This is a genomic window from Microbulbifer harenosus (assembly GCF_005771435.1).
GTDB lineage: Bacteria > Pseudomonadota > Gammaproteobacteria > Pseudomonadales > Cellvibrionaceae > Microbulbifer > Microbulbifer harenosus.
Genome location: NZ_VANI01000010.1, coordinates 78,497 through 97,908 on the forward strand (window position 1 = coordinate 78,497; position 19,412 = coordinate 97,908).

General features: G+C 56.3%; 11 protein-coding genes. 2 read left to right on the top strand and 9 right to left on the bottom strand.

Annotated elements, in window-relative coordinates; all coding sequences use genetic code 11:
* Positions 1 to 12 precede the first annotated feature (12 nt).
* Positions 13 to 1,356, top strand: coding sequence for a serine hydrolase domain-containing protein (locus FDY93_RS09865; protein ID WP_138235580.1), 1,344 nt, complete (start codon positions 13 to 15; stop codon positions 1,354 to 1,356).
* A gap of 72 nt (positions 1,357 to 1,428) precedes the next feature.
* Here FDY93_RS09865 and FDY93_RS19770 read toward each other — a convergent pair whose 3' ends face one another.
* The gene (locus FDY93_RS19770) at positions 1,429 to 3,477 is read right to left on the bottom strand and encodes a glycoside hydrolase family 11 protein (RefSeq protein ID WP_240914386.1); all 2,049 of its coding nucleotides are present in this window, start codon (positions 3,475 to 3,477) and stop codon (positions 1,429 to 1,431) included.
* 507 nt (positions 3,478 to 3,984) lie between these two features.
* Here FDY93_RS19770 and FDY93_RS09875 point away from each other — a divergent pair.
* On the top strand, positions 3,985 to 5,799 hold the full coding sequence (locus FDY93_RS09875; protein ID WP_138235581.1) for an ATP-binding protein: 1,815 nt from the start codon (positions 3,985 to 3,987) through the stop codon (positions 5,797 to 5,799).
* Positions 5,800 to 5,907: 108 nt separating this feature from the next.
* Here the strand turns inward: FDY93_RS09875 and katG are convergent, their stop codons facing one another.
* The 8 genes from katG to FDY93_RS09915 form a co-directional block, all read right to left on the bottom strand.
* Positions 5,908 to 8,124, bottom strand: coding sequence for a catalase/peroxidase HPI (gene katG / locus FDY93_RS09880; RefSeq protein ID WP_138235582.1), 2,217 nt, complete (start codon positions 8,122 to 8,124; stop codon positions 5,908 to 5,910).
* A gap of 177 nt (positions 8,125 to 8,301) precedes the next feature.
* The gene (locus tag FDY93_RS09885; protein ID WP_220446155.1) at positions 8,302 to 9,498 is read right to left on the bottom strand and encodes an exo-alpha-sialidase; all 1,197 of its coding nucleotides are present in this window, start codon (positions 9,496 to 9,498) and stop codon (positions 8,302 to 8,304) included.
* 52 nt (positions 9,499 to 9,550) lie between these two features.
* Positions 9,551 to 11,536 (bottom strand): alpha/beta hydrolase family protein, encoded by a 1,986-nt coding sequence (locus tag FDY93_RS09890; RefSeq protein ID WP_138235583.1) that lies wholly within the window; start codon positions 11,534 to 11,536, stop codon positions 9,551 to 9,553.
* A gap of 198 nt (positions 11,537 to 11,734) precedes the next feature.
* Complete coding sequence (locus FDY93_RS09895) at positions 11,735 to 13,285, bottom strand: alpha-N-arabinofuranosidase (protein WP_138235584.1); 1,551 nt, start codon at positions 13,283 to 13,285, stop codon at positions 11,735 to 11,737.
* 105 nt (positions 13,286 to 13,390) lie between these two features.
* Positions 13,391 to 15,256: a family 43 glycosylhydrolase gene (locus FDY93_RS09900; protein ID WP_246068535.1), complete on the bottom strand. Its 1,866-nt coding sequence runs from the start codon at positions 15,254 to 15,256 to the stop codon at positions 13,391 to 13,393.
* 15 nt (positions 15,257 to 15,271) lie between these two features.
* Positions 15,272 to 17,224 (bottom strand): glycoside hydrolase family 97 protein, encoded by a 1,953-nt coding sequence (locus tag FDY93_RS09905; RefSeq protein ID WP_138235585.1) that lies wholly within the window; start codon positions 17,222 to 17,224, stop codon positions 15,272 to 15,274.
* A gap of 95 nt (positions 17,225 to 17,319) precedes the next feature.
* Positions 17,320 to 18,270, bottom strand: a complete 951-nt coding sequence (locus tag FDY93_RS09910) for a glycoside hydrolase family 43 protein (RefSeq protein WP_138235586.1) — start codon at positions 18,268 to 18,270, stop codon at positions 17,320 to 17,322.
* A 74-nt stretch (positions 18,271 to 18,344) separates the two neighbouring features.
* The gene (locus tag FDY93_RS09915; RefSeq protein WP_246068536.1) at positions 18,345 to 19,397 is read right to left on the bottom strand and encodes a glycoside hydrolase family 43 protein; all 1,053 of its coding nucleotides are present in this window, start codon (positions 19,395 to 19,397) and stop codon (positions 18,345 to 18,347) included.
* Positions 19,398 to 19,412 lie beyond the last annotated feature (15 nt).

A 19,412-nucleotide genomic window follows, 5' to 3' on the forward strand; every position in this document is an offset into this window, starting at 1 on the left:
AGGAAAAAATTTATGAAGTTGCCTATTTTGAGGATCGCAACCGCGTCCATACTGGTCGCGACTGCGGCCGCCGTGCATGCGATGGAGATGGCACCGGAAAACCGTACCCCGCAACAGTTTATCTATCGCGAAGCACAGCAATATGCAGAAGCGCCGGTGGTAAAGGAAATCAACGATTTACTGCAATCCTACGTGGACGGGGAAAAGACCGGAAGCGTGGCCGGCTTTGTGGCCGTAGATGGCGAGGTACTTTATTCCAACGCCTTTGGCTGGAAAAACAAAGAACGTCGGATACCCGCTTCAGTGGAGGATTACTACGTTTTGTTTTCCCAGACCAAAGCCATCACAACCGTTGCATTCATGACTCTTGTGGAGCAGGGACTGGTGGATATCAACGATCCGGTCTCGAAATATTTTCCCGGTATTCCCAACCAGGTGATTACCGCCATAAATGAAGACGGCAGCTACGAAACCCGGCCCGCCTCCACGCCCATGACATTCGTCCACCTGATGTCGCACACCTCTGGTTTGAATGCCGGCCTCGCCGGCCAGGCGCGCCTGGCTGACAGCGGAAAATCGGGCGCACCGCTCGGATTCGACGGCAAAAAACCGACCATACAGCCCAGTGGCCAGCACACCGGCGGCGGCAATTACGCGGCGCGCTTCCTGGAAGAAGAGATGCTCGACCTGGCGAAGTATCCCCTCGGCTTCGATCCCGGTTCTGCATGGGACTACCATATCAGCACCAACATGCTCGGCTATATGATAGAGCGAATCTCCGGCACGACATTGCAGGAATATGTGAAGGAAAAAGTACTGAAACCGCTCGGCATGAACGAGACAGACTGGTACTACGAACCGGAAGCATTTGAGCGTTTCGTAACGCCCTACAGTCTGGCGGAAGGTAAATTGATTCCCGGGTCAACCGTGTACAGCAGGGGCGCCGTAAGCACTCAGCAAACCTACGCGGAGGGGGCTATCGGCCTGAACGGCCCCATTGGGGACTACGCAAAGTTCTGCCAGATGCTGCTCAACAAGGGAACATTCAATGGGCATCGCATCCTGAAACCGGAAACCGTGAAGCTGATGACCACTGTCAATCGCTTACCGGAACCAAAAAACAGTGACAATAGCTTTCGCTTCGGCCTTGGATTCGAACTCTATAACGAACACAAAAAACCCGCACCGGAAGTATCGAACTCTGCCTTCGCCTGGGGAGGAATGATGGGTACGGAATACATCATCGATCCCGAAAATAATCTGATCGCTCTGTTTTACGTGAATATGTATCAGCGCGACGCACTCTACCCGGCGTTTCTAAGCCGCGCGTACAAACTGAGCGCCGCCGGCCAATAACAGCGGGCGGTGATTTCCAGCAAGCATCTGCGTTTATCCACCGCAGATGCTGCTGAAGCCTAAAATCAGACGTTAGGAAGAAGCCACCGCCCGTCCGCTGGCCGGATCAATCCGCCCGGGGCAAAGCCCCCGCGCACTCAGGTTGGCTGCGATCTGTGCAACCGCATTGTTGGTGCTCGCATATCCATCATGCATCAGAATGATCTGGCCATCCTGCAGTTGATTGGCGGCATTGACGATCGCAGAAGTGCTCGCACCATTCCAGTCCTGCGAGTCCACATCCCAAGTCACCAGCCGCATTCCCAGGTCCTGTGCCGCTTGCTGAATAGTGCCGTTCACTTCGCCATAGGGTGGTCGGTACAAAGTCGGTGTAGGCGCACCCGCATTCACTATGGCTTGGTTTGCCTGGCTCATTTCGCTGGAAACCTGCTGGTAGCTGTAACTGGTCATATGCGGATGGGTATAACTGTGATTCTGCACCTCTCCCACACTCAGCTGCTGGGATACCAGCCCTGGATTACTGGCTACCCGCTGCCCCCAGTTGAACCAGGTCACCGGCGTCAGATTGTGCTGCTGAAGCAAACTGACAAGGCTTGCGGTGTTGCTGTTGGGGCCGTCATCGAACGTGATTCCGACATAGCCGCTACAATTAGTGTTACCACCACCGTCAGCAACCGAATCGCAGTTGCCGCTGAAGCAGTCGTCCGTGTGTCCGAAGCCAATCACACCGTTGCAGTGCATGGTCTCGGAATAGGAGCCGCCGCCGCATTCACCGTTACCGTAGGTCGCCGTGTTGTAGTCCATGTCTTCGGCCTGGCGCAGTTCGCCATTGACCTGGACATAATCCAGAATCACATCGCGACCGTCGGTATCGTTGTCATACTCGACATCGACGTTGCCAAACGCACTGCCGATGTAGGTGTAGTCCTGGGCGCTGGTACTCAGTGTCCAGTCCGCAACTACAGTCCCACCAACAATCAGTTTGATATGTTCACTGCCGCTGGTGCCGCGGGCGCGCACCACGATATTCCCCGAGGTGTCACCACCGGATGAGCTGCTGCCGACACCGCCGCCGGAAGATCCACCACCACTGCAGCTGCCGCTAAAGCAAGCGTCTGTATCACCAAAACCGATCACCCCATTGCAGTGCATGGTTTCGGAATAGGAACCGCCGCCACATTCGCCGTTGGCGTAAGTCGCCGTGTTGTACTCCATGTCTTCCGCCTGACGGGTTTCGCCGTTGACGTAGACATAATCCAGGATGACATCGCGGCTGCCGCCATCGTTGTCGTATTCCACCTGGATATCACCGGCGGCGCTGCCACTGTAGGTGTAATCCGCGTTGCTGGTGGTGAGGTTCCAGCTCGCCACCGCCGTGCCGCCGATCAACAGATTGATGTGCTCGCCGCCGGCAGCGCCGCGCGCGCGCACCACGATATCCGTGCTGGATGGCGTGCTGCCACCGGAACTCCCTCCCGAGCCTCCGTCGCTGCTGCCCAACGTGATATTGGAGTTACCACTGCTCTGGTATCCCTCGGTGGCCATCACCATGTAATCGTGCGTGCCGAGGTTCAGGCCGTGGCTCGCCCAGGCATCAAAGTGGTTGCCGGTGGTGATGGTGCCGCCGGTGCGCTTCTGCTGGCGCACACTCCAGTACTGGTAGAAGGTCGCGGTGCCTTCAATGGAGGGCTGGTTGACCCGCTGTGTGCGGTAGATATCGTAGGTACCGCCATCGGAATTGACAGTGCCGTAATAGGTGCCGCTCTCACCCGGGCGATAGGTTCCCCAGTTATCCACAATGTAATACTCCACCAGTGGATTGCGGGTCCAGCCATACAAAGTCAGATAACCGTTGCCCGACGGATTGAACGTACCGGAGTAGCTGACCGTGCGGCGTCCACCGGGATTCCAGCCCTTGCCGCCCACCCAATTTCCGGTGTTACTCCAGCTGGAACTGTAATTACCGCCGGCGCCCAGGGTCATGGATACCGTGCCGGGGGCATCGGTCCAGAACGAGTAGTAGTAACCGTTGTGGTTGCCGGTCTGGTTGGAGGTGAGGGTCTGGGCATTGGCCGTGAGTACGCTCAGGGCCGTGACGAGTGACAATACCAGCGCTGGCATTTTGCCACCGGGCCGGAGATTGTTGCGTTGTTTTGCGGGCCTGCACTCTGCGAGCGACGGCGTGAACAGATTGCGAAGATTTCTCATCAGATCGCGTCTCCATGTTGAGAATCATTATTTTTTTGGAGAGGTCCCGCTGCGCAGATACGGGAAAAGCCCTCTCATACAGCCAACATGTTAGCGCTAACAAAATGGGTTCACACTCAACCCGTGTCAACAAGTGCCGAACGCAATCGCGCTAAAAACGGCCAATGGCGCAAAACTCATCATAAAAAAAAGACATACATCACAGATTGAAGCGGTTCGGGAAAAGGAAAAATACGTATTTCCCAATCCTGTATAAAAACGGGTGGAGTAGGCACACAGTGAACGCTGCGCTCGGGGTTTGCACCTGGGGCGCCCCGGGTTAAAAGAAAATCGCGCCACCATTATGAAAAACAGAAAGATTGCCGAGCTCGGCATGTTTGATTAGGGTGGCGGGATACCGACGCCAATACAGACCTTGCCATGGATCGCTTAAACAGGGCGCAGCTGCCGCTATATCGCTACCTCCTGCCGGGCAGCCTTGTAATTCTTGCCGTGTTGGGGGCCTGTGAGTGGGGGATCGCTATCTGGATAGCGCAGGACTCACGGCTGACCGGTTTGGCCGTAAGGATGACGTTGGCCGCCGCACTGGTGGGATTCAGCTGCTACCTGCTCTATCGCCGGCAGCGTATCCGGATGCTGGTGGAGCAGGAAGAACTCCGCGAGCAGTTTCAGCGTGAATTGAGTGAACATAAAACCACCGAACAAGCGCTTGCCGACCAGTTACGGTTTCTTCAGATTCTCGTGGATGCCATCCCCGCCCCTATTTTTTACAAGGATGCCGACGGTATTTACACCGGCTGCAACCGAGCGTTTGAAACCTTCCTGGGAAAGCCCCGGGAGGAGATTATCGGCAGATCCGTTTACGGCGTATCGCCGGGACCCCAGGCGCGTGTTTACCACGAGAAAGACATCGAACTGATGCGCCAGCGGGGGCAACAGATCTACGAATCCCAGGTGGTCTACGCCGACGGAAGCCTGCACGATGTCATTTTCAATAAAGCCGCATACGCGCTACAGGATGGTCGCCTCGGCGGCCTCATCGGTGTGATCCTGGATATCACCGAACGCAAGGCGCTCGAACGCGATCTAATGCAGGCCAAGGAAAAAGCCGAGTTTTACAGCCGCTCGAAAACCCGCTTCCTGACCAACATGAGCCACGAGATCCGCACCCCGCTCAATGCCATCGTCGGCTTCAGCCAAGTGCTGAACCATCGCAGTAGCAGCTTCGGGCTGCCACAGGAGTTTCACGGCTTTCTGGAGAAAATTGCCACCAGTGGCCAGCAGTTGGCTGAGCTGGTGAACGACGTGCTGGATATTTCCAGAATTGAGGCTGGCAAGATCGAGGCAATAGACGAGGACTTTCAGCTTTGCGGCCTGATCCAGGACATACTGACATCGTGTGAACCCCAGGCTGCCCACCAGCACCTGCGATTGCACTGCGATATAGATCCAGACTTACCTGAATTTATTCGTATCGATCGCGGAAAACTTTCGCAGATATTGATCAATCTGATTGGTAATGCCATCAAGTTTTCTCCAGCCAATAGTGACGTTGCCATCACACTGGAAAAACGGCACGGCAACATTTTATCGATTGCAGTGGCAGACCATGGAATCGGTATTGCCCCGCAACAGCAGGCCATCATTTTTGAACCTTTCGAGCAGGTTGATAAATCCCTCGCGGGGCAATCCCGGGGAACAGGGTTGGGCCTGCCCATCACGCGCAGCCTGGTGGAACTGCTCGGAGGGACCATCAGCCTTGAGAGCAACGAGAATGTCGGTGCACGCTTCACCGTCGAGCTGCCGTTGCGGGAAGGGACACGGCCCAGTCTACAGCAGGAAGAGCACCGGCAACCTGGCCCGGCTCTTGAGGGGGTCCAGATATTGATTTTCGAGGACAATACGCTGAATCAGGCTCTGATGCAGGCGTTCTGCGACGACCTAAAGCTGATTGCTACATTCGTGGCCGACGGTCTCGAAGGGGTCAAAAAAGCGCAGGAAATTCGTCCGGACATGATTTTTATGGATGTGCAGCTACCCGGCCTCAGTGGTATCGAAGCCACCAAGCGGATTCGCCAGAACCCCGAACTCCGCCACATTCCGATCATCGGGCTGTCCGCCGCGGCATTCAAGGATCAGCAAAGCGCCGCGCTCGACGCCGGTATGAACGACTACCTGACCAAACCCGTTGCCTTTCCACAACTGATTTCCGCAATCAACAGACATCTCGTTTGACGCCTCGCGAAAGAAATAAAATGGGCGGCCAGTGGCCGCCCATTTTATTGGCCGCATCCTGTCAGCGGCATTTCGCACTATGGCAAATCCATCCTGTGAGAGATCGGATTACTGCAGATCGAAGCGGTCCAGGGTCATGACTTTGGTCCACGCGCGGACGAAATCGTTCACAAATTTCTCGCCATTGTCGTTGGTGGCATACATCTCGGCCACCGCGCGCAACTCAGAATTGGAGCCGAAAATCAGGTCCACCGGAGTGGCGGTCCACTTCAGTTTACCGGTTTTGCGATCCAGCCCCTGATACAAGCCATCTTCCTTGAAAGACCGGGACCATTTGGTATCCATACTCAGCAGGTTTACGAAGAAATCATTGCTCAAGGTGCCCGGTTTATCCGTGAATACACCGTGCTTGCTGTCGCCATAGTTGGCACCAAGGGTGCGCATGCCGCCTACCAGCACCGTCATTTCCGGTACGCTCAGGGTCAACAGGTTAGCGCTGTCGATCAGCATATCCACCGGTGCCAGGTGAGCCTCCTCGCTGTAGTAATTGCGGAAACCGTCGGCCTTGCGCTCAAGGAACGCAAAGGACTGCACGTCGGTCATTGCTTGAGTGGCATCGTTGCGGCCCGGTTTGAACGGCACGGTTACGGTGTAGCCGGCTTTTTTCGCGCCCTGCTCAATGGCTGCCGCCCCGCCGAGGACAATCAGGTCAGCCAGGGAAACCCGCTTGCCATTTTTTGCTTTGCGATTGAAGTCTTTCTGGATGTTCTCCAGCTGCTCCAGCACGCGGTTCAGCTCCTTCGGATTGTTCACAGCCCAGCCGCTCTGCGGCGCCAGGCGCACGCGCGCACCGTTCGCGCCACCGCGCATATCGGTACCTCGAAATGTAGAGGCGGAAGCCCAGGCTGTGCGCACCAGTTGCGGGATCGTCAGGCCACTCTTCAGTACCTGCGCTTTGAGCACGGCAATGTCCTTGTCGTCGATCAGCGTGTAGTCTACTTCAGGAATCGCGTCCTGCCAGATCAGCACTTCCTCCGGCACCTCGTCACCCAGATAGCGTGCACGCGGGCCCAGATCGCGGTGGGTCAGTTTGAACCACGCCTTGGAAAACGCCAGTTGAAACTCTTGCGGATTCCTGTGGAAACGCTCGGCAATTTTCCGGTATTCCGGGTCAAAACGCAGAGACAGGTCGGTAGTGAACATCATCGGCGCGTGGTGCTTGCTGGCCAGGTGCGCATCCGGAACTATCTGCATCTGCTCCGCATTTTTCGGCGTCCACTGGATGTGACCACCGGGGCTCTTGGTTTTTTCCCAGTCCAGGGTGAACAGCCAGGTCAGATATTCGTTGGTCCACTTGGTGGGATTGGAGGTCCAGGCACCTTCGAGACCACTGGTGATGGTATCTTCGGAATGTCCCTTGCCGCAGCTGTTTTTCCAGCCGAGGCCCTGCTCTTCCAGCGGCGCGCCGCCGGGCGCTTCACCGATACATTTGTCGGCCTTGTGGGCACCGTGCGCCTTGCCAAAGGTATGGCCACCAGCGATCAGCGCCACGGTCTCTTCGTCGTTCATCGCCATGCGGCCAAACGTATCGCGGATGCGCGCGGCCGCCAGTTTCGGGTCCGGGTTCCCGTTGGGACCTTCCGGGTTCACGTAGATCAGTCCCATGTGGTCGGCTGCCAGCGGCTTTTCCAGCGTCTTGCCATCGTAGCGCTTGTTGTTACCCAGCCACTCGCGCTCGGATCCCCAGTACACCACGTCAGCTTCCCAGTCGTCTTCACGACCACCGGCAAAACCGAATGTCTGGAAGCCCATGGATTCCAGGGCAACATTACCGGCCAGCACCATAAGATCTGCCCAGGAAATGGCGTTGCCGTATTTCTGCTTTACCGGCCACAACAGGCGGCGGGCCTTATCCAGGCTGACGTTGTCGGGCCAGCTGTTTAACGGTTCAAAACGCTGCTGTCCGCCCCCGGCACCGCCGCGGCCATCGTACACGCGGTAGGTACCAGCGCTGTGCCAGGCCATACGGATGAAAAATGGACCGTAGTGGCCATAGTCCGCAGGCCACCAATCCTGAGAAGTGGTGAGTACCGTCTCGATGTCTTTTTTAACGGCAGCCAGATCCAGCTTGCTGAAGGCTTCGGCATAGTCGAAATTTCCCCCCATCGGGTTGGATTTCGCCGCGTTCATACGCAGTGGTTGCAGATCGATACGGTTGGGCCACCAGTCCTGATTGGACATGGCCTCGACAGTGGCAGCAGCGTTGGCGTTAATGGAGATGGCGGTTGTCAGAGTCACCGCCAGTGACAGGGCTTTCTTGAGCATTGGATTGCGTTCCTTATAGTTTCATCCATCGGACAAAAGAATCCTATAGAGGTACACAATCACGTTGAAATTAGAGGTTATTATCGACCTTATTAACAGTGACAATTTAATTATGAAAACCAATAGCCGCGGGATATCAGCCTTATAAGCAGCGACAATCCATGGAACAGAAAACCATCAATCTGCCTGAAGACTGGCGAGAGGCACCCGGGTAACGACGATGTCTTCCTTGTTTTCCCCGTATGCCACGTACAGATGGTTTTTCCACACAAAGGATTTCGGGTAACTAAACCCCCTGCGTTTGTACAGACCATCATAGCGGGGGTCCGCAAGTTGCGCGCCGCCCGCACGCAGCAGAAAAGCCTGGTCAAACATTTCACCGTCGCCGCTCAAGGTTATCGCCAGCGGCTCGCGGTTTTTCGAGCCGCTGGGATTATTTACCAGATATGCAGTGCCATCTGGCAAATTGCCCGCACTCTGTTTGGCGCGGGAGTCCGGCAGGTTGGTAGGCTGCGCGCTGGACCAAGTCTCGCCATTATCCCAACTCAGTGACGCCAGCACGCGGAAGCTACCCTGCTGGTCTCGAAACACCATTACCAGGGCCCCGTCTTCGCGCCGGAAACTGCTTGGCTCCAGCTCGCGGCTCACTGCCTTTTCGATCGAGTGATTGGTAAATGCACCGACCTTCCAGCCTGAAAGTGCAGATGCGTCATCGGTGTAAACCGGAGTCGCGCGCAAACCCGGCTGCCGGTGCAGTGCCGTGACGATACGGCCCCGCTGGGAGCGATGGAAATCCTGCTCGATAATACCGTCCAGCGGGTGGCCATCGGCAAAAATGGGGCGGCCAACATTTTTCCAGTGCTCACCGTCACTACTCGCCAGCACTTCCACATGGCCACCGCGGGGTTGCAGATCGTTTGGCCACACATTGAGGAATGCGTAGAGTGTATCCCCCGTTGACCACCAGCCACCAGTGGTCACCAACGCGTCGCTGCGTGCCTTTTCCAGCACCGCAGGCTCGCTCCAATGCAGCCCGTCGCGGCTGCTGGCGTAGAGTACGGAAGTATCCGCCGCATCCTCGTCACGCTTGGAACTCTGCCACTGCAGATACAATTTGCCCGCAAAGGCATACAGGACCGTGCCGTGGTTATATTGGCTCTTGCCCGCTTCGCCGGTGTAAACAGTAACGTGTTCAACGCCTTCCGGCGTCGACAGTCCCAGTGTATCCGGCTTCGCGCTATCGAACAGGTCAGTAGTCACGGTAAATGGCTGAGCGGCAACGCTGATCGGGGCTGAGAGCAGGGTCGGTAGAAGCAGGGTCGACAGCCATTTTTTAATCTGCACCGGAGCGCCAGCTGCTGCGGTCATTCTCATCGCATAATTCCAATTGGTTTCAGGCGCCCGCAAAAGCGGGCTGAAAATACGGTCATTCTGTGCTTGGTTGCAGATACTGGTCTACGAAATCCACTATTGCTTCCACTGTCTGCAGCCGGGTTTCGTTGTGGAGCAGATGATGGGTTTCATCTTTCAGCTCTACCAGTTGCACCGGCTTTTTCGCGCGTTTGAGTTTTTTGTACATATCCTTAGATTGCGAGAAAGGTACGGTGAGATCATCTTCACCGTGGATCAACAGCACCGGAGCCTGAAAACTGTCCGCGTACCGCACTGGCGATACCTTGCGCAACAGATCCCGGGACGCTTCGCCCTTGCCGATATTTTTCTGCCAGTACGCCACTACCCAGTGATCGTCGCCGTGTTGGCGCTCCTCATCCCGCAGCATATCCTCCAAATCCGCAACTCCATTGATGGAGACCACACACTGATAAAGCTCCGGAGTAAAGGCTCCACCGGCCAGTGCCGCATAACCGCCATAGCTGGCACCGACAATACATACGCGCTCCGGATCCACAATTCCCTTTTTTGCCAGCACGCTCACCGCATCGGTGAGATCATCCTGCATTTTACCGCCCCACTCGCCATGTCCCGCAGTGTAATGCGCGAGGCCAAAACCGGTGGAGCCGCGGAACTGCGGCTGAATCACCAGGTAACCACGATTGGCCAGCGCCTGCGCCAGCCAATCGAAACCCACACGGTCGTAGGAGCCGGGGCCACCGTGTGGCATCAGCACCGCAGGAAGATTTTTCAGCTCTGCAACGGAGTTTCTTGGGATGGTGAGCAGACTGGGAATGATCATTCCATCTCTGGCCCTGAAACTCATGCGCCCAATCGGATGCACCATCTCGTCCGCAATTCCCGGGCGTGCGGAAGCCATCTGTACCGGTGCCTGTCCTTTACTGAATTTGTAATAGATACCGGCGACATTCGAACCTTCTACATACACGATAAGGTCATCCCATCCCTCGCTCCAGTCACGCAACCAGACAGAGTGTTCGGGGAAGTAGGCCTGGATCTCTGCCATGCGTTTGTCGAGGTCTTCGTCGAAAAACTTGTAGGAAGGGTTGAATCCGGAATAGCTCACGCCCCACACAACCCGGTCCATGCCGGTGAAGGTGCTTTCGATATCGGCATCGCTTCGCCCGAGCCCCGCATTCTCGATCTCGCCGGTGACGAGATCCATGATGAAATAGTCATCGCGATTGGTCTCGGAGTTGTTTGCCACAAGAACCAGCGATTCGCGGTCCGGCGTCAGGCCGACCACGGAGATTTTCATGAGTTCGGTGTCTTCGCGGTAGATTTCCTTCCACTCGTCGCCCTGAAGCGCGAGAATCGTGTGTCGATTTTTGCGATTATCGAACAGCTCATGGGCGATCACCTGCCCCTTGTCATCCAGGAAGAAATCTATAGATTCGTCCTGCCCTTTGAAGTGGACGCGGGGGCGGCGCGGCGAGTCGAGTTCCACCTGCACCAGGGACATGCGCGGCGACTGGTCATACTCGTCGTCCGGTACATAGGCCGGCATATATACAAACTTCTTGTCTGGCGAGAAGCCGGCAATGCGCCCGAGACCGCTTTGGCCTCGGTAGATGAGATCGCCCGGAGTCAACAGCTGGCGCACTTCGCGCTGCTCAAGGTTGAATGCATAGGCGGTGCTGAGGTCCAGCTTGTCGCGAAATCCAAAGAGCCTGCGCACCTCGGAAGCCACCAGTATCAGTTCATCATCGGTGGCGAAATACATATTGCGCGGGGTAATTTCACTGAGATCCAGTGACGCGACGTGACGCTTTTCACTCAGCGAGTAAATAATGGCGAAATCCTTGCCGTCGGCGGTGCTACGGTAGGCGATACGCTCACCGCTCGGGGAAATTGTCATCATGCTGATACTGGGGAGAGTACCGTAATCCCGCGCTGTCAGCCCTTCCGTTGAGGACTGTTCTTTGGCCGGCACCATTTGAGGGAAAAGCAGGATCGCGACAAGCGCGGTAATCTTCCATTGACGTAGACGAGCAATCATTTGCCACCTTCTTTTTTGGTTGTTTTTTATTCTTCCTGCAGTCGATCTGCGTTTCCGCCGTAAGCGTAGCGACCCTGCGACGGGATATTCTAACGGCAACAGCTCCCGTTTCCGAACACCTGTCTTACATCAAGCGGCCAGATACAAAAAAGGGGCTGTATGACAACAGCCCCTTTTTATTGCGCTATTCGTCTGAGATCACTGACCCAGCGCCACCACCATTACGGATTTGGCGGGCAGCTGCAACTGCAATTCCCCCGCGCTTTCGGCAGCGTGGTAGTTCGCAGGGCCAACGTTTTTCGGAGAGGAGAAGGTGTTGTGAGCATCCATGCGGCTGGAGGTGAGCAACCGCCCCGTGGCCTCAGTCACTTCCAATCCGTTTACATCCACGGAAACCGTCTGTGCCTTCGACGGATCCAGGTTTACCAGCGACAGATACAGCTTGCCGTCTTTGCCCTTTGCGGCAGATGCGCTCACGCCGGGCAGCGACTTGCCGCCCTTGCGGTAACTCACAGGATTGGAAATCTCCAACGGTAGCGCGCTGGCATCCTGGAATACCTGGTAAAGGTCGTAAACATGGTAAGTGGGCGTCAGCACCATTTTCTCTTTATCGGTGAGAATCATCGCCTGCAGCACATTCACCATCTGCGCGATATTGGTCATGTGCACGCGATCGGCGTGTTGGTGGAAAATGTTGAAATTAACCGCAGCCACTACAGCATCGCGCAGGGTATTCTGCTGGTACAGGAAACCCGGTTCGCGCCCTTCCTCGGGGTTGTACCAGGTGCCCCACTCGTCCACGTAGAAGCCAATCTTTTTCTCCGGATCATTCTTGTCCAGCACCTTCTTGTTCAGGCGGATAAATTCGTCCATCCGCATGGTCTGCCAGAGTGTGGAAAACCACTGGTCCTCACCGAAACCGATGGCCGCGCCCTTGTCGTCCCACTCTCCCGTCGGCAGCGTGTAGAAGTGAAAGCTGATGCCGTCCATCTGCCGCTGGATGTTTTTACTCAGCGTATCGGTCCAGGAGGTATCGGTGGTGTGGCCACCACTGGCAACAAATTTTGGCTCACTACCCCGGGGAGTTTTCAGGAAAGTGGCGAAGTGGTTGTAGAGATCCGCATAGTACTCCGGGCGCATATGTCCGCCGCAGCCCCAGGCCTCGTTGCCGACACCGAAATAGGCCACAGACCACGGCTTATCGCGGCCATTCTTACGGCGCTCTTCCACCACAGCGGAATTACTGGTACCGGTGATGTATTCCAGCCACTCGGCCATTTCCCGCGGATTGCCGGTTCCCAGGTTGCCGTTTACATAGGCCCTGGCACCAAGCAGTTCCACCAGTTCAAAGAATTCGTGGGTACCGAAGGCATTGTCTTCTTCCACCCCGCCCCAGTGGGTATTTACCCGCACCGGGCGCTGATCCCGCGGACCAACTCCATCGCGCCAGCGGTACTCATCGGCGAAACATCCACCGGGCCAGCGCACCAGAGGAACATTGATCTTGCGCAGGGCCTCCACCACATCGGTGCGGAAGCCGTTAATATTCTCGATATCCGAATCTTTCCCGACCCAGATACCCTCATAGATCCCACGCCCCAGATGCTCGGCGAACTGGCCGTAGATATCCCGGTCGATGGTTGGTCCCGGATTCGTGGCATCGATGGTGATGCGCAGATTTTCCTCCGCGGCCGCAGCGGAAAAAGACAGGCCTATTGCCGCGGCGGCGAGGCAGTGTTTCAGTTTCATACTTTTCTCTCCATTATTTTTTTACTGCAAGTTTTCAAATAAAAAGGGGTGGTCTACATCGCTGCAGCCACCCAAGCCCGATAAACTCGGTTAGCAGGGTCGAACTCAGCCGCGCACAGGAACCGCTCGCAGCTGGAATTTCTGGCAGTCATTATCCGCCGCCGGTGCTTGGGCAAAGGTATTGCCCTCGGCGAGTCCACAGTGGGCCAGGTCCAGATTGTGCTTGCTCTCGCGGTTTTTGATCTGCAAGCTGCCGTCCGCCAAAGGTTGTAGCAACCACTGACTGCTGGTTGTGTCACATCGGCCGAGCACTGCTGGCGCACCGGGAACGACCGCGTTGCTGGCAATCGTCACACACCGTTCGCCGCTGCGGATGCTCACAAAACCCTCGTCCTCCCGCTGTAGACTCCAGCGCTGGCAGGATTCTCCTTTCCAGGCACCTTGACTTACCTGCCCGCCCGCGGCGCATCCCGCCACCTGCAATACGCGTCCACTCTGCACACTGGCAATTGCCACTTCGCCGGCTGGTTGCAGAGCCCACTGTGTACAACCATCACCACTGCAGTCTTTCGCCTGCAGAGCCTGTCCGGAACGCCGGTTCAGCAGTTGTACCCAGCCATTGTCGCTCTGCTGTAACGTCCAGCGCTGCGCATCGGTATTGGTCCAGGGGGCCAGTTCACCGCTGCCGTCGAGGAAATTTCCACTGACAGCATTGGCCAGGCGGTAGGCACCATCGGCGGTACTATCCAGAACCCATTCGCTGTCAGCGGATTTGCAGTTTCCGCTCCCCTTGCCCGTCAGGCACAGATCGTTCACCGCACTGGCGAGTGTCCAACGCGCGCCCTGCACCCGAGTGGTGATCGGGCCGTTTTCACCCGCCGGCAATTTCTGGAGTTCGCCTTCCGGAACCGGCACGCCAAAATTCGGGGTACCGTCATCCTTCCAGTCAAACTTCTGCGCGCGCACTGAACGGGTTGCACTGCAACCATCGGTCTCTCTGGAATTACCGTGGTAGACGATCCAGTCTTCGCTGCCGTCCGGCGATTTGAAGAAGCCGTTATGGCCGGGGCCGAATACGCCGTTGCCGCGCTGGAACACCGGCTCGCGGTGTTTGGTCCAGTGCTCCGGATTCATGGGGTCATCACCGGTGAGCTCCTTCATTACCAGCTTGTAATCCGGTGTATCGCAGGAGCTTGCGGAATAAATCATAAACGTGCGGCCATCCTTTTTCAGAATTTCCGCGCCTTCATTCACCTTGCGACCGCTCTGCTCCCATTCGGCTTCTGGACGGGTAATGACCACCCGCGGCCCTTCGATGGACCAGGGGTTGGTCATCTTGGAAATCCAGTTCAGCTGCTCGTCACCCACCCATTCTGACCATAGCAAGTACAATTGGCCGTTGTGCTCGAAGTAAGTGCCGTCGATATTCCAGGAATTTGGCATAGGTGACCCCTTGTAGACATATGGGCCCATGGGATCATCGCCGACACTTTCCAGAACCGAAAGATGCTGGTGGTCGAGGGTGCCGTGCTGGCCGGAGGTGTACATCAGATACCAGCGCCAACCGTTGGGACCATTCAAGCGGTGGAACTCGAACGCCCAAAAATTGCAGCACCGCGCCGGGTCGGTGTCGGACCAGATATTGATCGGCGCGGCGGTGGCGAGACCATCGAGCGTTGGCGATTTGCGCATTACCAGCTGGGACGTCCAGGTAGTGGTGGTGAGATAGTAGTTTCCGTCCCAGTACTCCAGCCACGGATCAGCACCGTTGGCAAACAACGGGTTGGCGAACATACCTTCCGGCGTCGCCTGGGCCTGCGCCGGTTGTACGCCCATCAGCGGTGTGCTGCCCATTAGTACAGCTTCGGTCGCTGCCTCTCCCTTGTCGGCGGAAGGCTGACAGGCAGAGAGTGCCGCCAGGGCCATTCCAACAAAAATAGACTTGGGAATAGACCGTATATGTCTGTGCATGGTACTACCTGAGTTTCAGTTTTTTGCCAGTGCGTCCGCGGGAAAGAGCAGCGCAAATCCGCCGCAGGATGCCATGGAAATGCTCACACTGCTGCCGCTTTCTATCTCGCTGTGCACCAGCTCTCTCGCATTGGAACCATCGCCAATCAGGCTGCCGAGCCGGGCACCAATAAATGAGAGATCCAATTGCAATGTTTTTTCCTGCTCGCTGGCGTTGATGCCGGATATATACCAGCTGTCACCACTCCGACGGGCAATCACCGCGAACTCACCCGGGTAGCCATCCAGCAGGCGGCTCTCGTCCCAGATTGCAGGAATATCCCGCAGGTAGTCGCGCGCAAACTGCGGTACCTGTGCCATGCCCTCGCCGACTTCAGCGATGTGCTGTATACCAGACAGGAAAAGTACCGGCAGTGCCAGCTCGAATCCATTACTGGTGCGGCGCTCGATATTTGGGATTGCGGAAAATACCGTGGGAGTAAAATCCATGGGATCAAAGACATTGCGGGTAAACGGCAGCATCGCCATATGCGCGGCGGCTTTGTCGGCAGACGACTGCATAAAGGTGATCATCTCGAAGCCGTGCACCGCCTCCGCGGTCATGAAATTCGGAAAGGTGCGCTGCAGTCCGCGCGGCAAGGTGGCACCGTGAAAATTCACCAGTAATTCAAAATCCGCAGCATCGGCGAGAATCTGGCGGTAGTAATCGATCATGGAAACACCATCGCCCGCGAAGAAATCCACCTTGATCCCAGCGATGCCCATTTGCTGCAAACGGGCGAATTCCGCGCGGCGCTGTTCCCGGGTCAGCAGTGCACTCTTCGGCGTGTACTCGGTAGTGTTCCAACTTCCAGAGGAGTTGTACCACAACAGCAGGGCCACCTTTTTCTGTGCGGCATAGTCTGCCAGTTCGGCGATTTTTTCATACCCGATTTTTCGGTCCCAGTCGGCGTCCACCAACACATAGGGCCATCCCATGTCAGCGGCATAGTCGATGAAACGCATTTGGGTGTCGTAATTGACGGAGTCGTCTTTCAGCAGCGCCCAGCTCCAACTGGCTGTCCCGGGTTTTACCCATTCCATCGCCGCGATGGCGGGCTCGGCAAGATCGGTACCAAGCGTGGAAGCAACAATCGTGTCGAGCCCACCTACGACAATGATCCGCCAGGGAGATTGGAATGGCAGCTGCGACTGCGCCAGCAGCGCACCATTTGTAAAACGCTCCGCATCCATGGGGTAGCCGATGCGAAACTCGCCATTGTCAACTTCACCCTGCAGGCGTGAAGCGTGATAGTGGCCGTCCATTCCCGCCTCGGTGATCAGCACCCAGCCGCCGTCGGTTTTGAACAGTGCCGGAAACACCCAACCCGCGGCGCTGGCTTCGACGTCGCGCACCGGGATGTCCATACGGTAGTGTTCTTCATAGGACGGGTTGGTGTTGGCAAAACCAGTCTGCGCCACAGCCACCGGTTGCAGCCAGGCTTTTGTGGTCTCGGCGAAACCAAAACTGGTATTCTCCGCGGTTACGCTTGCGATCTCAGTTGATTTTCCCGGTAGACGGTACTGGAAAGCCACGCCGTCGTTGGAGACACGAAAAGCGATTTCCAGTTTCTGTTGTTCACTGTTCTGCAGTTGGAATACCTGCTCCATGGCGGTGTAGGTATTATGTCGGCGCTTACCGTGATGCAATTCATACTCGTCGTGTACCAGCTTGGGGTTACTTACCGATACTAGCGATAAATCACTACTCAGGTCGCGCTCGTCCAGGACAATACCGAGAGCCGAATTGTTCAGTATTGTTACCTGATTGCGGCGAACAGCATAGCGGGCCTCGCCGGAATCGTTGAGGAAAAAGACTACCTCCAGGCTCCCGTCGGGACTCTGTAGTTTGTAGTCTGTTTTTTGCTCGCAGGCAGTAATGGCCAATATATAGGCCAGCATCAGTGCCGGGATCAGGTATTTTCTCATCGCAGTAGTGCCTGGTTATAAGTTATTCTGGCGTAAAACTGTCGTGCTCTGTTTTCGCGGAAGCCCAGTCACGGGCCTCAGTAAAGGAGACCGGATTATTTGACCGGCGCCACACCCTCAGACGTCATCACTACACGCTTGATGGTACCGTCTTCGTTGTAGTGCAGATCGTCAATACACACAGATCGGCGGAAACTGCCCCCCTCAGGGGTACCGCCGTTGTGATAGATAAAGAATGAGCGGCCCTTATAGTCGATAACGGATTGGTGATTGGTGTTCGAGTTTCCCGCCAGCTCGTTGAGAATTCCCTTGTATTCCCAGGGACCTTCAATGGACTTGCTCATGGCATAGCCTATTTTTTCCGGGAAGCCCATGGCGTAGGTCAGATAGTAGTAATCGCCGTGTTTGTGCGCGTAAAGCGCCTCGGTAAAGTTCGGCAGGTCCAGACTGTGGATGGGGCCATCCAGCTCAATCATATTATCCTTGAGTTTGGCCCAGCGTGGTTTGGTATTGCCCCAGAACAGATAGGCCTCACCGTTGTCGTCAATAAACGCCGCCGGGTCCAGATCGTCCCAGTCGATTTCGGTATCGGTGGTCATGTCGTTGCTGATCAGTGCGCGGCCAAGAGCATCTTTGAACGGGCCTCTCGGATTGTCGGAAACCGCTACACCGATGGCAAAACCAGGTTTGCTCTCATCGTGACGCACGGTGGTGTAAAAATAGAATTTTCCGTCTTTCTCCACCACATGACTGGCCCAGGCATCGCCTCTCGCCCACTTGAAATCCTTTACCGCCAGCGGAGACCCTTCATTTTTCCAGTTCACCATATCGGTGGAGGTAAACAGCAACCACTTGTGCATTTCGTAGAAGCCCTTGTTGTCTTTGGCTTCGTCGTGGCCGGTATACAGGTAAACGGTGCCGTCGTGCACCATGGCAGCCGGATCAGCGGTGAGAACATCGGTGATGATTGGGTTGGCTGCCAGCACAGTGGTCGCCGCGCTCGCCAAGCCAAGTGTGCCAAGGCAGGAGATCAATTGCTTTCTCATCTTTCTCACTCGCGTTAATTCATTTATTCAGTACATTTCATGGGAGCCTGCCTGCAGGCCCTTGCAAAAAACGATCAATCGGGTTCCTGCTGACGAAAATCCGGCATACCGGTTTCATCCCAGTGCAGCACACGCACCCGGGTCGCACGATTACCATCGTTCAGCGGATTACCCTTAATCTCGCGGTAATCGCGCGCGTGATACACCAGAAGATCCGTTTTGCCGTCCTCTGCCAGGGTAAAACTATTGTGCCCGGGGCCATAGCGTTTCACATCGGCATTACTGGCGAATACGGGTTGCGGGGACTTGTGCCAGCTGCGCGCGTTCATCAGATCGGCGTCATCGTCGGCCCACAAGAGCCCCATGGCATAGTTGGCATCAGTGGCGCTGGCCGAGTAGGTAATAAATATGCGACCGTCTTTTTGCAACACTGCCGGGCCTTCGTTGACCTTGTGGCCTTGAATTTCCCAATCGAATGTCGGCGTCGACAGAGTAACGACCGGCTCGCGGATTTTTGTCGGCGATTCCAGCTCGGCCATCAACAACTGAGAGCCGAGGTCATTCTGGGTGTCGTATTGGGCCCACACCAGGTAACGCTTGCCGTTGTGCGCGAAGCTGGTGGCGTCCAGCGAAAAGCTGTCTACCGGTGTGGCAATAGTCCCCATCTCCTCCCATTCACCGTGCAACGGATTTTCCGCCGGGTTGCGCAGGGCATACATGCGAATCTTCCAGGGATTTTCCGCCTCACCGGCCGCGAAATAGATATACCAGGCTCCGTCGATCCGGTGCAGTTCCGGTGCCCAGATATGTTCGCTCATGGGACCCGTGGTGTGCTTACGCCAGAGAACCTCGGGCTCTGCGGCAGTGATACCGGCAATGGTATCGGCACGGCGTAGCTCGATACGGTCATACTCCGGTGCCGTGGCGATAAAGTAATAGTGATCCCGATACCGCAACATCCACGGGTCGGCCCGTCGCGGCACTAGCGGATTGGGGTAAACAAGACTCTCGGCCGGCGCGGATCGCGGCGCTGCCGAGGGGGAATCGGCCATCGCGGTGTCCGGCGGTGCCGCCAGCCACAGCAAGACGGCGCCGAGCGCTGCTCTGTGCAGGTATCGAATCTTCATCGCTTGGTTTATTCG